Below are 14,865 nucleotides of genomic sequence, written 5' to 3'. Positions count from 1 at the left end.
CAACCGCCGCTCAGGCGGTGAGCACCTGGCAGCCCTGGGCCCGGATCGCGTCGAGGGCGCTGCCGCCGGCCCGGTCGTCGGTGACCAGCACGTCCACGTCGGACATCTTGCACACCTGGGCGAGTGCCACCCGGCCGATCTTCGTGGCGTCGGCCAGCACCACGCTGACCCGGGCCTGCTCGCGCAGCACGGCGTTGACCCGGCAGCCGACCGGGTCGTAGTTGGTGCAGCCGGCCGTGGCGTCGACGCCGTCGACGCCGATGAAGGCAACGTCGATGTTGTAGTCGGCCATGAACCTCTCGGCGCTCGGCCCGACCGCCTCCTGGCTGCTGCTGCGCACCTCGCCACCGGCCGAGAACACCCGCAGCCGCGGGTTGGCGACCAGGTAGGTCGCCACGTTGAGGGCGTTGGTGACGATGGTCAGCCCGTCGCGGTCCATCAGCAGGCGGGCGAACTCCGAGACCGTGGTGCCGCCGGTGGTGCCGATGACCCGGGCGCCCTCCAGGAAGCGCAGCGCCTGCCGGGCGATCCGCCGCTTCTCGCCGGTGTCCTGCTCGGTCTTGTAGGACAGCGGCAGGTCGTTGAACGAGGCGTGCGTGGTCGCGCCGCCCCGGGTGCGGCTGACCAGCCGCTGCTTTTCCAGGACCTCCAGGTCGCGGCGCACGGTGGCGGGCGAGACGGCGAAGAGCTCGGCCAGGGCCTCGACGTCGAGGCTGCCCCGCTCGACGATCGCCGCCACCATCTCGCGCAGACGCTGCTTGCGTTGCATGCCGGAAAGGTAGCACCCGGTTGCGCAGTTCGACTCCGCCGTTCTGCGCCTTCGCTCAAACGCATTGCGCGTTACGCGCAACTATTTCGAGCAGAGCTGCGCATTACGCAAGGATCGCGCAATCTTCGATTGACCGTATGCGCAGCCGATGCCATAGTCGTCCCACTGCGGCCCCGGAGTTGCGCAGATGCGCACTGGAGTGCGCAAAGGGACCGCGCTGTCAGTACGAGAAGGGCTGACCGTGATGACTACGTCTCGACACCCCCGAACTGTGTATATGGCCGGCGCCCTCGTGCTCCTCGGCGCCCTGGCGACCGGCTGCGGCGGCAGCAAGGGCAGCAGCGGATCCGACAAGACCACCGGCGTGACGATCACCGTCGCCCTCGCCACCGAGCCCCCGCCGCAGGCTTCGATCGACGCCTTCACCAAGAGCACCGGCATCACGGTCAAATGGACCAACACCGACTGGGACAGCCTGCAGACCAAGATCGCCGCTGCGGCCACCGCGAAGACCTACTTCGCCGACGCCACCGATGTGGACTGGTCGCGGGTCGGCCAGCTGGGCAAACTCAACTGGTTCTACCCGATGGAGAACTACCTGGACACCAAGGCGCTGGCCGGCGAGATGCCGCAACTGCCCTCGTTCAGCTCCAACGGCCACGTCATCGGCATCCCGTACGACGCGTCGTTCCTGGTCACCACCGTGAACAAGAAGCTGTTCACGAAGGCCGGTATCAGCACGATGCCGACCACGATGGACGAGTACAACGCCGACCTGAAGCAGCTCAAGTCCAAGAACGTGGTGCAGTACCCCCTCAACATCCCGTTCGCCGCCGCCGAGGGCCTGTCGACGTACTGGTACCAGACGACCGCGGCGTTCGGCGGGACGATCCTCGACGGCTCGGGCAAGCCGCAGTTCGCCACGCCGGAATCCCCCGGCTACCGGGCCGCGCAGTGGATGGTCGACGCGATCAAGCAGGGCCTGGTGCCGCCTGGCAACATCAATGTGGCCGACAGTCAGGGCCAGCAGACCCTGATGGCCAAGGGCGTGGTGGCCAGCACCTTCGCCGACTACTCGGGCAACGTCGGCAGCCTGTACAGCGTGCCGGCCTCGTCCACCGTGGTCGACCAGGTCGCCTACCTGTCGACACCGGGTGCCGGCGGGGCCGGCCCGAACATGAGCAACCCGGACGGCATCGGCATCCCCCGGCAGGCCAAGTACCCGGCGGCCGCGGCGAAGTTCATCGACTGGTTCACCAGCGCACAGAACCAGGCCGACTTCGCCGGGGCGAGCGGGCCGGACAAGGTGATGCCCGGCTACTTCCTGCCGTCGCGCCTGGCCGGCATGGCCGAGCTGACCCAGAAGGGCAAGCTGATCGGCGGCCAGCAGCTGGCCGACATGCTCAAGAACAGTGCCAAGCCGGTGTTCCCGGAGGGCGCGCCCTCCTGGTACCCGGAGTTCTCCAAGTCCGTCTACACCAGCCTGCACGCCGCGGCGACCGGCTCGATGAGCGTCGATGACGCGATCAGGGCGATGGCCGGCACCGCAAACAGGTTGTCCAGCTGATGATGGTCGGTACTCGCAGCGGTCGGCGGCACGACGTGCCGCCGACCGGCACCGCGGCGCCGGGCCGAGCCCGGCCCCGCGGGCGGCGTCTCGACGTGCTGCCGTACGCCCTGGTCACACCCTTGGCCCTGTTCATCGTCGCGCTGGCCCTGGTGCCGGCCGGGGTGACGATCGTGCAGTCGTTCTTCCGGGTCGACGAACTCGACCCGCCGACCACGTTCAACGGCCTGGACAACTTCCGGCACCTGTTCGCCGACGGCGCGGTCCGGTCGAGCCTGCTCAACACCGGTCTGTACGTGGTGATCGGCGTCGCGCTGTCGACGATCCTCGGCATCGTCATGGCGGTGACCCTGCAGCGGCCGTTCCGCGGCCGGTCGATCCTGATCGCCGTGCTGATCCTGCCGTGGGCGCTGCCCGGCGTGGTCGAGGGTCTCGTCTGGACGGGCATCTGGGACGCCAACATCGGCCTGCTCAACAGCGTGCTCAGCTCGACCCACCTGATCTCGCACTACCAGGTGTTCCTCGGTCAGCACCGGTTCCTGACCATCCTCGCCATCGAACTCGTGCAGGTCTGGCAGATGACGCCGCTGTCCACGCTGCTGATCCTGGCCTCGCTGCAGAACATCCCGGGCGAGCTGTACGAGGCGGCGGTGCTCGACGGCGCCACCGCCTGGCAGGCGCTGCGGCGGATCACCCTGCCACTCGCCCGCCCGGGCATCGCGATCGCCATGGTGCAGGCGGTGATCGCCACGCTGAACGTGTTCGACCAGCCGTACGTGCTCAACGGCTCGGCCGACACCGGGGCGTCGCTGACCATGCAGACCTACTTCATCAGCTTCCAGAACCTGGACTTCGGCGAGGGCTACGCGCTCTCGCTGCTGATCACCATCGCCACGCTGATCCTCTCGCTCGGCGTGGTGAAGCTCGTCTACCGGCAGGTGGAGTTCTGATGCCTCGACGCCGTCCCTGGGCCCGGACCCTCGGCATCCTGTTCATCGTGCTGTGGTCGCTGGTGCCGCTGTACTGGACGCTCAACACCAGCCTGCAGACCAACGCGCAGATCAGCGCCAGGCCCGCGCACTACCTGCCGCCCAGCCCGATGCTGAGCAACTACCACGCGCTGCTGAGCGGGACCGGCGAGATCCCGGACACCATTCGCCGCTCCTCGATCAACATTGTCGTCGAGTGCACGGCCGCCACGGTCATCACCGTGGCACTGGCCACCCTCGCCGCGTACGCCTTCGCCCGGATGCGGTTCCGGGGCCGGAACCTGCTGTTCTACGCGGTGCTCGCCACCATGGCCTTCCCCGCCTACACCACGCTGATCCCGCTGTACCGGATCATGAGCGTGTTCGGCCTGGTCAACACGTACACGGGAATTGTTCTGGTGTATGTTTCGGGCTTCCTGCCGCTGGCCACCTGGATCCTGCACAGCTACATGACCAGCCTGCCGATCGCGATCGAGGAGGCCGGTCAGGTCGACGGCGCGAGCCGGATGCAGATCCTGTGGCGCATCGTGCTGCCACTGGCGTGGCCGGGCATCGTGTCCACGGCCATCATCACCTTCCTGTTCGCGTGGGCCCAGTTCCTGTTCCCGCTGGTGCTCTCCAGCGACCTGTCGACCCAGCCGCTCACCGTCGCCATCGCGGCGCTGCAGGGCCGGCACACCGTGCCGTTCGGGCTGCTCAACGCGGCCGGCGTGCTCGCCCTGGCGGTGCCGGCCGTGATCGCGGTGGCCCTCAACCGGTTCATCGTCAACGGACTGCTCAGCGGCAGCGTCAAGTAACCGGCCCGGCCGTCATCGGTGGGCGTCGAGCCAGCTCACGACGTCGGCGAGGACCTGGTCGCGCTCCGGCTCGTTGTGGGGTTCGTGGTAGAGCCCCTCGTAAATCTTGACGGTGAGGTCCGCCGAGCCGGCATGCTCGCGGACGACGGCGCTGGCCGCCGGCGGCACGAGCCGATCCGCGCCGCCGTGCAAGACGAACAACGGCATCGTCAGCCCCTCCAGCCGGGACGGCATCGCGGTGGCCGTCAGCATGAGCTCCGTGCCGGTGCGGGCGGTCATCTTGCCGAGGTAGTTCAGCGGATCGGCGCGGTAGGCGTTGACCACCTCGGGGTCGCGGCTGATCGTGTCCAGGTCGAGCGTCAGCATGCCGAGGTTCGGCACCAGGGCGGAGACCACCGGCGCCAATAGCTTCTGCACCTTGGTGGCGGCGCTGGTGTCCAAGGCCGGCGCGGAGATGACCCCGCCGCGTACGCGGTCGGCGGGCTTTCCCGTCAGATACTGCAACGCGATCAGCCCGCCGAGGCTGTGCCCGTAGACGAACACCGGCACGCCCGGGATGCTCTCCGCGGCGAGCTCGGTCAACGCCGCCACGCCGTCCACGGCCGCGGCCATGCTCGTGATGTTGCCCCGCCTGCCCGGCGACCGGCCATGCCCCGGATGGTCCACGGCATAGACGTCGTAACCCGCGGCGACGAGTCGCTCGGCAACCGGGCGGTACCGGCCGCCGTGCTCGTGCGCACCGTGCACCACGACGACCAGCCCAGCGGGTGCCTCGCCGCGCCAGCTCTGCCAGTACTGTCCGGAGACCAAGCGGCCCTCGGCGTGCTTCTCGGTCATGCGGGCTCCCGTGGGTAGTCATGCGCGCGTTCCGAATTATCGCTGGCACCGCCATCCGCGCGGGCCGACATCCGTAGATCGTCGCACGGTTGTTACCGACGGGTAATGTAAGGCCAACTCCATCGACGCTCATGACAGTGCAGGCCGTCCCTGACCGGGGCGTCACCAGCCCAGGTAGCTGCGCGTCAGGGCGGCGATGTTCTCGGCGGCCGCGATGCCATCCTCCCTGCTGGCATGCCCGTGCGAGAGCACCGAGATGGCCACGTCGGTCTTGTCTCCGGAGATCCATCCGGTGCTGTTGACGATCCAATGGTTCTGCTCGGTCGGCCGGGCCAGCCAGCCGTTCTTGAGCGACGTCCGCTCGCCGTCGAACGCCGCCGCGCTGACGCCCCACGTCTGGTCCGCGTTGACCGAGGACATGAGCCCGAGGATGTAGTCCCGCGAGTCCTTGGTGAGCGGGCTGGTGGAGGCGGTGAGCGCGGCGATCATCCGGACCTGGTCGTTCGCCGTGGTCTTGCTCAGGCCGGACGACGACGACGGCTCCGTGTCGTCGAGGCCGAGCCGTCGCAGGGCCGCCCGGAAGTTCCCGACACCGCCGACCGCGTTGTAGATCTGCTTCGCCGTCTCGTTGTCGCTGGCTCGGATCATCTTGGCCGCGCGGGACTGCTCGGTCGCGGTGAGCTTGCGGTGGCCGTCCTGCGCCCGCAACAGCAAGGCCGCCAGCAGCTCGACCTTGATGATGCTCGCCGCCTCGTAGGGTCGGTCGCCGTGGTAGTCGTACTTGTGCCCGGTCTTGCGGTCGACGACGGAGACGGCGAAGTCCGGGACCTCGCCCGCGTACTTGTCGAGGGCTGTCGTCAGCCGGTTGACCCGCTCGTCCCAGGAACCGGTCGCCAGACTCTTGTCGACCTTCTCGCCCTTCTGCGGTCCCAGGAAGACGACGCCGGGCCCTCTACCCAGCGCCGTCTTGACCTCGGGACCGAGGGTTTTCAGGTCGTCACCGTTGCGTCGTCCGACCATCGCGGCCGCCGCCATGGGACCCGTGGGCCGGCCTTGCAGCGCGCCGGCCAAGAACTTCCGCCAGATCTGGTACGGCAGGCCGTCCCCGTTGATCGCCTTGCCGTCCTTGGTCCGGATCGGTCCCGGCTTCTCCCTGCCCACCCAGGTCACCGCGGCCAGTCCCGGCGCCCATCCGGCCGTCCAGGCGTCGGAGGAGTCATCGGTGTCCGACCACTGCTGCGAGCCGGTCTTCGCGGCCGCTTGCAGGCCGGGAATCGCGCCGTCGTGCTCCACCACCTTCGCCAGCACGGTCTGTAGGTCCGCGGCCACGCCGCTCGGCATGACCCGCTCGGACGACTTCTTCGGCCGGTACAGGACGGTGCCGGCGGCCGTGGTGACCGACTGGACAAAGTGCCGGACCGTGCGGATTCCGCCGCCGGCCAGGGTGGCGTACACGGTCGCCATGTCCGACGGGGCGACCGGGTAGCGGCCGAGTGCGATGTCGGACCGGGTGTGTCCGGGCTTCGGCTCGCCCTTGAGGTCGACCAACGTCCGCTGGCTGCCGTACTTCTCCGGTACGCCGAGCCGGTACGCGAGATCGCGCACGGCGTCCGGGCCGATCTGCTCGGTGAGCGCGTAGTAGGGCGTGTTCAGCGAATACACCATCGCGGTGTCGAGCGGGCAGATCGGGCACTGCAGGTTGTGCTGGTTGTACAGGGGTGCGCCGTCACGGTCCTGGAACAGGCGCGGCGAGGTGCCGTTGTAGAGCGACTGAAAACTGATGTCGCGTTCCTCGGCGGCCGCGAGAACCAACGGCTTGAAGGTCGAGGCGGGCGGGCGTGCGGCGATCGCGTCGTCGAAGTAGCCGCGCCCGCGATCGCCGCCGTAGTAGGCACGCACCCCGCCGTCGGCCGGGTCGATGGCCGCCAACGCGGTCCGCAGTTCCTTCGGCTGGCCCTTGAGCGCCGCGCTGATGCTGGTCGTGGCGGCCGCCTGCGCGGTGGCGTCGACGGTGGTCGTGATGTGCAGACCCCCGGTGCGGAACTGCTGACGGCTGATCCCCCCTTTGACGAGCTCATCCTCGACCCGGTCGGTGATCAAACCGGCCGGGCCGCTGACCGTGCTGGTGGTGACGTTCTCCGGGGCCACGTGCGGGTACGGCGTCTGCTCGGCGGACCCGTCGGGGAGCCAGCCCTGCTCGCTCATCGCCCGCATGATCCACGTCCACCGCTCCTTCGCCCAGGCGGGATCGACCGCCGGGTCGCCGCGGGTCGGGTCCTTCACGATCGCCGCGAGCACGGCGCCCTGCGCGGCGTTCAACCGGTCGACCGACGTCCCGAAGAACGCGCGGGCCGCCGCCTCGATGCCGTAGGCGCCCCGGCCGAAGTAGATGGTGTTGAGGTAGCGCTCGAGGATCTCATCCTTGCTGTAACGGTGCTCGACCTTCAGCGCAAGCGCCGCCTCCTTGGTTTTGCGGCTGATCGTGCGATCCTGCGTGAGGTAGGCGTTGCGGACGTACTGCTGAGTGATGGTGGATGCGCCCTCCGCACCGTCGTGCACGACGTTCGTCCACAACGCGCGCACCAGGCCCCGCATCGAAATGCCGAAGTGGTGGTAGAAGCCCCGGTCCTCGGCCGCCAGGAACGCCCGCCGGACCGGCTCGGGCACCCTGTCCAGGGTGACGTCGGTGCGGTCGGTGAGCCCGACCCGGGCGAGCACCGTGCGGCCGTCGCGGTAGTAGAGCACCGACGCCTGCGGCGGCTCCGGCTCCGGTGGCAGGTCCACGCTCGCGACGTAGCCGGAAGCGGCGATCACCAGGGCCACCGTCACCACCACGAAGGCCGCCACCGTCCGGCGGCACCACCGCGGCAACCACAGCCACCAGCGTGGCAGTCTGGGCTGCCTTCGATGCCGGTTTGGTGAGATGACGTCGGCTTCTGGCATCATCACGTCCCTTCGCCGCCTCTGGCGCGCCGAGTTGCGCTGCTACTGAAGACGTGCGAAGGACACACTTTCGTGGCAATACCGAGAAAACTTCACGAACCGCTAGGACGCCGCGACGGAAAGTTATCCCCACCATTCGCAAATGACAATCCTCGTCGTTCATTTCCTAATTGCCGCACCAAAGAGGACGCCAGCCAATTCAAAAGGCCATCGTCGTTCACGAATCATTGGCGCCGATATTCGAGTGCGTCCGCACCGCGACGACCCTTGGTTACCGGCGAGGAACTAAGCAAACCGAGGGCACCCAGTCGGGCATGCTTGGATTGTTGGCCATGGCCAACCCTTTGCAGCGCCGCGCCGGTCACCCCGGGTCGCGCATCCTGAGCGTCGCCACGTACCGCCCACGCACCGAGGTGGGCAACGAGACGATCGCCGCCCTGATCGACTCGAGCGACGACTGGATCCGCCGCCGCTGCGGCATCGAGTCGCGCCGGCGCGCCGCACCCGACGAGGACCTGGTCACGATGGGCGCGGCGGCCGCCTCCAAGGCCCTGGCCGGCGCCGGCGTCGATCCGCGCGAGGTCTCGGCCGTCCTGGTGGCGACGATGTCCCACCGCGGCCGCGCGACGACCGCGGCACCCCTGGTGGCCGACGCACTGGGCGCCACCGCGGCCGCCGCGATGGATCTGGGAGCGGCGTGCGCCGGATTCCCGTACGCGCTTGCGACCGCCGACGCGCTCGTCCGCAGCGGCGCGGCCGGCTACGTGGTCCTGGTCGGCGCCGAGCGGATGACCGACATCATCGACGAGCGCGACCGCGGCACGGCGTTCCTCTTCGGCGACGGCGCCGGCGCGGTGGTCGTCGGTCCGGCGCAGACGTGCGGCATCGGCCCGGTGGTGTGGGGCGCCGACGGCTCCCGGAGCGAGGTGCTGCGGTACGACGAGGCGGGCATTCTGCGCATGGCCGGCCCCGAGGTCTTCCGCTGGGCGACCGCCATCATTCCCGACCTGGCCCGGCGCGCGCTGGAGGCGGCGGGCATCTCCGCCGCCGACCTTGCGGCCTTCATCCCCCACCAGGCCAACCTGCGCATCACCTCGGTCGCCGCCAAGGCCCTGGGGCTCGGCCCGCACGTGCGGGTGGCCACCGACGTCATCACCAACGGCAACACCGGCGCGGCCTCCATCCCCCAGGCGATGGCGGCCATGGCCGACACGACGGGTCCCGCACTGCTCGTGGGCTTCGGCGCCGGCCTCTCGTACGCGGCTCAGGTCGTCACCCTGCCCTGACCTCCACACTGACGGCGGGGTGCGCCCTCGTTTCTCCCGGTCGCTAATTAGTACGCGAGGTGCAGGCCGCTCACGGCGTGGACGTCGGTGAGCCCGCCGGTGGCACCGGAGAACCCGACCAGGGCGGACGCCGGAATCCCGGCGACCGGGGTGGTGAACAACGCCGACCCGTCGATGGTTACCACGAGGACGCCGCCGGCGACGGCCACGCTCACCTCGTGGGTTCCGCTGCGTAGGTTCGGTACCGCGGTGGAGGTGGTGACGAAGGCCGCGCCGGTGGCGGTGCCGGTCTGGATGCCGGCGAAGTTGTTCGACGCGACGCCGCTCTGGGCGTACGTGACGAAGGCGACCGCCACGCCGGTGAGCCCGGCGAAGCCCAGACCGGCGCCGTTGCGGCCGACCGAGGACGGGGTGTGGTGAGCCGGATCGAGCAGCAGGAAGGTGAGGCCGTCCGCGCCGGTGCCGCCGCCGATCGCGATGGTGAAGTTCGCCTGCAGATGGGCGGTCGGCACCGGCGTGGCGTAGATGGCCGTACCGGCCTGGCCGGCGACCGCGGCGGTCAGCTGCACCGTGCCGCCGGACAGCGTCGTCGACCCGTTCAGCGACCAGCCGGTGCCGGGCGCCGGCACGGCGGTGCGGCCGCTGAGCACTTGGGCGTCGGTGATCGCGTGGACGTCGGTCAGGGCGCCTGTTCCGGCCGAGAAGCCGACGAGCGCGGTCGGCTCGAGCGCCGGAACCGCCGTGCTCAGCACGTCCGTTCCGTCGATGGCGATGCCGATCGTGGTGCCGCTGACCGAGACCACCACGTCGTGGCTGCTTGCCCGCAGGTCCGGTACATCGGTGGTGGACGCCAGGAACGAGGGGGCGCCACCGGCGGTACCGGTCTCGATGCCCACCAAGTCGTGCGGGTAGGTCACGAACGACACGGCCGCCCCGGCCAATCCGGCGAAGCCGAGGCCGCCGCCGACCCCGCCCACACTGGTCGGGCTCGCTTTCGCGGGGTCCAACAGGACGAGTGCGGCGCCGTCGGCGCCGGTTCCCCCACCCATGGACAGGGTGAAGGAGGCGGTCAGCCCGTCGGTGGCGATGGGGTCGGTGTACAGGGCCGTGCCGGCCCGCGACGTCGCCGCCGGGGTGAGGACCACCTGGGATCCGGCGACGTCGGCCGAGCCGTTGAACCGCCAGCCGGTTCCCGGCGGGGGCAGCTCGGTGCCGCCGGAGCTGATCGAGATGTCCCGCGCCTCGTGCCGGTCGGTGGCCGTGCCGGTGCCGCCGGTGAAGGCCGGCAGGACGGCCGGCGCGAGGCCGGGCACGGTGACCGACAGCCGCTGCGCACCGTCGAGGAAGACGGTGATCGTCGTGCCGGAGACGGTCACGGTGACGCCGTGCGGGCCGCTGCGCAGGTTCGGGATGTTCGTCGTGGTGGCGACGTAGGTCAGCGCCCCGCCGGTGGCGCCGGTGCTGATGCCCAAGAAGTTGTTCGACGGATCCGCTCCGTTGCGGAACGTGTCAAGGACGACGGCGACGCCCGGTAGGCCGGCGACGCCGAGGCCGCCACCGCCGCCGCCCAGACTGCGGCTGTTGTTGCCGGACGCGGAGAGCAGGGCGAAGGTCATGCCGTCGCCGCCCGACCCGCCGCCGATCTGGGCGGTGAACGATGCGGTCAGGCCGTCGCTGGGCACCGGCGTCGAGTACACCGCCGATCCGGCCAGACCCGCCGCGTTCGGGGTGAGGACCACGTCGGTGCCGGAGATCCGGGCGGACCCGTTGACGAACCAGCCGCCCTGGGTGATCGGCGGCAACGGCGTTCCGCCGGGCAGGCCCGCGGCGGTGCCGATGACCGGGATGTCGTGCGCCCCGTGGCCGTCATCCGAGCTGATCACGTACGTGTTGCTGAAGCTGCCGGAGCCGGACGGGGCGAAGGTGACCTCGACATGCGCGGTGTCCCCGGGGTTGAGGACCAGTCCCTCGGGCAGTGGCGTGTTCACGACGAACGGCAGTGCCGGTGGCGCCGCCTTGGTGATGGTGACCGGCAGGTTGCCGGTGCTCGCCACGACCAGCGTCTTGGTGGCGGATCCACCGACCGGCACGGCCCCGAAGCTGAGCGACTCCGGCGTGATGGTGAGCTGGGCGAGGCCGACGGCGCCGGTGCCGATCAGCCGGGCGGTGGCGTCGCCCTGCGGACCGGTGATCGTGATCGACGACGTGTCGGCGCCGGCCGCTTCGGGGCGGTAGGTCACCGACCCGCCGACGGACTGCCCAGGCCGCAGGACCGTGCCGACGGCGGGCAGCCCGGTGACGGTGAACGGCGCCGCCGGGCCGGTCACCGCGGTGACGGTCTCGTCCGTCGTGCCGGTGTTGGTGACATTGACCGTCAGGTACTTTTCGGTGCCCACGGCGATGTCGCCGAAGTCCAGGGTCGCCGGCGTGGCGGTCAGGCCGGGCTTGATGGCGTTGCCCTGCAGGCCGGCCCCGAGCGTCTGGCTGACGCCGGCCTCGATGATGGCGAACCGCAGCGCGCCGGTGAACGAACCCGGCGAGGTGGGTGCGAACGAGACCGGAACGGAGATCGTCTGGCCGGCGGTCAGGGTGACCGGAAGCGCCGGTGGGGTCGCCCCGAACGGCGGCCCGGTGGTGCTGACGGCGGTGACGGTGACGGTGCGGGTGGCGGTCGCGGTCACCGTGGCCGTGCCGGTCTGCGAGACGAGCACGTCGCCGAAGGGCGTCTGGGTGGTCTGCAGCGCGGCGGTGGTGGGTTGCCCGAAGCCGTAGACGAACCCGTCGCGCGTCCCGGTGTAGACCCGCCCGTCGGCCGAGGCCGGTGTGGTGAACTTCGCGCCGGTCCCGATCGGGAAGGAGCGCAGGAGCGTGAGGTGACCGTTCGCCGGTACGGCGTCGTAGGCGCACAGCCGCCCGTTCGCGCCGGACGAGCCGTCCACATTGGTCACCCACACCACGGCAGTGCCCGGCGTGGTGCCGTCCGAGGTGACGATCGGTGATCCGGAGCTGTACCCGAAGCTTTCCGAGGTGTTGCCGGCAAGGGACAACGTCGGCCTGTTCGCTCCGTCGACGCCGTACTTGAAGGCCAGCATGCTGCCGCTGTTCTGCACGACGTAGACGTAACCGCCCTCGCCGCCGTACACCGCGGGATGTCCCCAGACGCCGAGGTACGGGCCGGCCACTCGGAGCACGTCGTCGCCGCCACCGGCCTTCTGGTTCTTCCCGCCGAGGCGGTCCCGGTCGAGGAGGAACAACCGGCCGTCCTTGCCGATCTGCACCATCAGGTTCGGCGTGGTCGCGGTGCCGAAGTACGGCGCGGGCAGCGCGACCGGGCCGCCCGAGCCGAGGTCCTGGTCGTTGCGGTCGAGCTGGGCGGCGTTCGCCGGGCTGAAGAAGTCCTTCGCGGAGATGGTGCCGTCGGCCGCGACGCCGAGCCGTACCACGGACTCGGACAGCTGCTGTGGCGGGTTGTTGCCGGGACCGTCCGGGGCGGTCACACCATTGCCGGTGGTCAGGAAGATGCGGCCGGGACCGTCCGAGACAAGGCCACCGCCCGCCTGCCAGATGCCGGCCTCGCTGCTGGTGGCGCCGACCTCGTCGGACCACATGCTGATCGCCCCGGTGCTGGTCTTCACGCCGGCCACCCAACCGACGTAGTGGCCGTGGTCGCACATCGAGCCGAACGCCAGGTAGACGCTGCCGTCCAGCAACAACAATCCGGGCCGCTGGTTCACGTCGTACGGCTGGAACGGGTGAGCCGGGTCGTTGGACGGCGTACCGACGATCCGCACCGGCCAGCCGGCCCGCTCCGCCCCGGATCCGGCCTCGACCGCGTGGAGGTACCAGTTGGGGTGCAGCACGTCGGGTCCGTCGTTGACCTTCGTGGTCAGGTAGACGTGGCCGGTCGCCGCGTCGTAGACGCCGGTCGCGGTGTTGCCGATGTTGGGCGCGATGTCTGCGCAGCCGATGGCGCTGGCCGGCCAGGCCGGCCCCAGGTTGCGCTGCCATCTCACCGCCCCGGTCACCGCGTCCAGGCCGTAGACGTAGTTGTCCTCGGTACCGACGACAACGGTGCCGCCGATGACGAGCGGCTGCGCGTACACCTGGCCCTGGACCTTGGTCGCGAACAGCTGGCCGAAGGTGGTGCTCGTGATCGTGCTCGGCGCGAGCGCCGGCTCACCCCGATCCCAGCCGGTGCGCAGGTTGTCCTGCGAGGCGGTGACGTCGTTGTCCCACCGAGGAGCCCCCATCCCACGAGCCTAAGGGCTCCTCCCCCCGGGCGTCGACGGCGCCGGCCGAGAGTGCCGTCAGACCGCGACGCGGAGGCGGTAGTGGTCGCGCAGGCGGCTCGCGGTCGTCGCGCGGTCGAAGTGCCAGCCCTGTCCGAGGTCAACGTCGAGCCCTTCGAGCACGACGGCGTCGGCCTCGGTCTCCACGCCCTCGGCCACGACGCACGCCCCGATGGCACGGGCGAGCTCGACGAGCGCGCGAGTGACCACGCTCAGGACCGAGCTTTCCGCGATTCCGGACACGATGCTGCGGTCGAGCTTGATGACGTCGGGGGCGGTGAGCACGATGTGCCGCAGTGACGAGAACCCGGCGCCGACATCGTCGATGGCCAGGCGCATGCCGCGGGCCCGCAGCGGTGCGAGGGCGGCCTTGACGGCGTCGTAGTCCTCGACCGGGTCGTGTTCCGACAGTTCCAGGACGATCCGGTCCAGCGGCAGCCGGTCCAGGAAGTCGATGCACGGCGAGGTGAGCAGGGTCGCGGGCGACACGTTCATCGCCATGTACCCGGAAATCTGACCCAGCTGATCGGCCGCGCGCTGCAGCGCCAACACCTCGAGGCGGTGGCCCTCACCGATCGCGTGCGCGTCCGCGAAGCACACATCAGGCGGCCGCTGCCACTCCTGCGGGAATCGGCTGAGCGCCTCCGCACCAAGGCGACGCCGGGAACGGAGAGCGACGATCGGCTGCAGCAGCACGGTCGGCCCCCCACGCTCGATCACCGGCAGGATCCGGCGCTCGACCTCCCCGAGGCGTTGCTTGTTCCGCACCCAGGGTTCGATGATCGCCGAGGCGGCGCGGGCAAGCACGTTCATCAGCGCCAGATCGCGCTCGGTCAGGTCGGCGTTCGGTGCGTACCCGGCGGCACAGAACGTGCCGTAGAGCGAGCCGTCGCTCAGCACCACCGGCACCGACACGTAGCTTCGGACATGGGCGACGCGCGCGGGCGGCAACTCCATCGCCTCCGGGTACGCCCGCATGTCGGGGATCACCGCCGGTAGCTTGCCGTCCATGATGGCCTTGCAGAACGTCTTCTCGAGGGGCAGAATCCGGCCGCCGCCCTCGACGTCGTCACGCACGGGCATCGGCAGCTCCGAGTCCATGAACTCGATGCGCTGATGGGTGTCGTCGATCCGGCTCAGGAACGCGACGCTGAGCCCGAGGCCCTGCCGTGCGGTCCGGAGCAGCTCCGCCAGGTGCCGCTCCTCCATCGCGAGCTCCCGCGACCTGGTGGCCTCGGGCGGCTCCGCGCGGCTCAGCGGAACCGGTTCGTGGGGCATGGGCATCCGATTACCTCCGCTGCGGTTGCGATAGGTATCGGCAACCGCCACCCGGACCTGAGGACGGCGATGGCCGGCGGCTACCGCTGCCCGGATTATCCGAGAATGCT

General features: G+C 70.1%; 9 protein-coding genes. 4 read left to right on the top strand and 5 right to left on the bottom strand.

Annotation, left to right across the window (positions count from 1 at the left end):
* Positions 1 to 10 precede the first annotated feature (10 nt).
* A complete protein-coding gene (locus ODJ79_RS08880) occupies positions 11 to 769 on the bottom strand; it encodes a DeoR/GlpR family DNA-binding transcription regulator (protein WP_263022853.1) in 759 nt (252 codons plus the stop codon).
* A gap of 277 nt (positions 770 to 1,046) precedes the next feature.
* On the opposite strand from ODJ79_RS08880, the gene ODJ79_RS08875 reads away from it, so the two are divergent.
* From ODJ79_RS08875 to ODJ79_RS08865, 3 genes are read left to right on the top strand one after another with little or no spacing between them, the layout of a single operon-like run.
* Positions 1,047 to 2,336 (top strand): extracellular solute-binding protein, encoded by a 1,290-nt coding sequence (locus tag ODJ79_RS08875; RefSeq protein WP_263022852.1) that lies wholly within the window; start codon positions 1,047 to 1,049, stop codon positions 2,334 to 2,336.
* Complete coding sequence (locus tag ODJ79_RS08870; protein ID WP_263022851.1) at positions 2,336 to 3,286, top strand: carbohydrate ABC transporter permease; 951 nt, start codon at positions 2,336 to 2,338, stop codon at positions 3,284 to 3,286. Before ODJ79_RS08875 ends, ODJ79_RS08870 begins: the two co-directional genes overlap by 1 nt.
* The gene (locus ODJ79_RS08865; protein WP_263022850.1) at positions 3,286 to 4,122 is read left to right on the top strand and encodes a carbohydrate ABC transporter permease; all 837 of its coding nucleotides are present in this window, start codon (positions 3,286 to 3,288) and stop codon (positions 4,120 to 4,122) included. The genes ODJ79_RS08870 and ODJ79_RS08865 overlap by 1 nt, the downstream gene beginning before the upstream one ends.
* Positions 4,123 to 4,134: 12 nt before the next feature.
* Here ODJ79_RS08865 and ODJ79_RS08860 read toward each other — a convergent pair whose 3' ends face one another.
* Together ODJ79_RS08860 and ODJ79_RS08855 are read right to left on the bottom strand one after the other, a co-directional pair.
* Positions 4,135 to 4,959 carry an alpha/beta hydrolase gene (locus ODJ79_RS08860; protein WP_263022849.1) on the bottom strand — a complete coding sequence of 275 codons (825 nt, stop codon included), beginning with the start codon at positions 4,957 to 4,959 and terminating at the stop codon, positions 4,135 to 4,137.
* A 162-nt stretch (positions 4,960 to 5,121) separates the two neighbouring features.
* Complete coding sequence (locus ODJ79_RS08855; RefSeq protein ID WP_263022848.1) at positions 5,122 to 7,806, bottom strand: transglycosylase domain-containing protein; 2,685 nt, start codon at positions 7,804 to 7,806, stop codon at positions 5,122 to 5,124.
* Between the two features lie 428 nt (positions 7,807 to 8,234).
* Here ODJ79_RS08855 and ODJ79_RS08850 point away from each other — a divergent pair, with 428 nt between their 5' ends.
* Positions 8,235 to 9,188: a beta-ketoacyl-ACP synthase 3 gene (locus tag ODJ79_RS08850; protein ID WP_263022847.1), complete on the top strand. Its 954-nt coding sequence runs from the start codon at positions 8,235 to 8,237 to the stop codon at positions 9,186 to 9,188.
* A gap of 47 nt (positions 9,189 to 9,235) precedes the next feature.
* Here the strand turns inward: ODJ79_RS08850 and ODJ79_RS08845 are convergent, their stop codons facing one another.
* Positions 9,236 to 13,438, bottom strand: a complete 4,203-nt coding sequence (locus ODJ79_RS08845; RefSeq protein ID WP_263022846.1) for a lectin-like domain-containing protein — start codon at positions 13,436 to 13,438, stop codon at positions 9,236 to 9,238.
* Between the two features lie 57 nt (positions 13,439 to 13,495).
* Positions 13,496 to 14,761, bottom strand: a complete 1,266-nt coding sequence (locus tag ODJ79_RS08840) for an EAL domain-containing protein (RefSeq protein WP_263022845.1) — start codon at positions 14,759 to 14,761, stop codon at positions 13,496 to 13,498.
* Positions 14,762 to 14,865 lie beyond the last annotated feature (104 nt).

The organism is Actinoplanes sp. KI2 (assembly GCF_025630775.1).
Taxonomy (GTDB): Bacteria; Actinomycetota; Actinomycetes; order Mycobacteriales; family Micromonosporaceae; genus Actinoplanes.
This window is presented reverse-complemented; position numbering and strand designations above follow the sequence as displayed.

Excerpts from the sequence above, each read along its gene's own strand:
- ODJ79_RS08880 (WP_263022853.1), bottom strand. The coding sequence starts at position 769 with ATGCAACGCAAGCAGCGTCTGCGCGAGATGGTGGCGGCGATCGTCGAG.
- ODJ79_RS08875 (WP_263022852.1), top strand. The coding sequence starts at position 1,047 with ATGGCCGGCGCCCTCGTGCTCCTCGGCGCCCTGGCGACCGGCTGCGGC.
- ODJ79_RS08870 (WP_263022851.1), top strand. The coding sequence starts at position 2,336 with ATGATGGTCGGTACTCGCAGCGGTCGGCGGCACGACGTGCCGCCGACC.
- ODJ79_RS08865 (WP_263022850.1), top strand. The coding sequence starts at position 3,286 with ATGCCTCGACGCCGTCCCTGGGCCCGGACCCTCGGCATCCTGTTCATC.
- ODJ79_RS08860 (WP_263022849.1), bottom strand. The coding sequence starts at position 4,959 with ATGACCGAGAAGCACGCCGAGGGCCGCTTGGTCTCCGGACAGTACTGG.
- ODJ79_RS08850 (WP_263022847.1), top strand. The coding sequence starts at position 8,235 with ATGGCCAACCCTTTGCAGCGCCGCGCCGGTCACCCCGGGTCGCGCATC.
- ODJ79_RS08845 (WP_263022846.1), bottom strand. The coding sequence starts at position 13,438 with ATGGGGGCTCCTCGGTGGGACAACGACGTCACCGCCTCGCAGGACAAC.
- ODJ79_RS08840 (WP_263022845.1), bottom strand. The coding sequence starts at position 14,761 with ATGCCCATGCCCCACGAACCGGTTCCGCTGAGCCGCGCGGAGCCGCCC.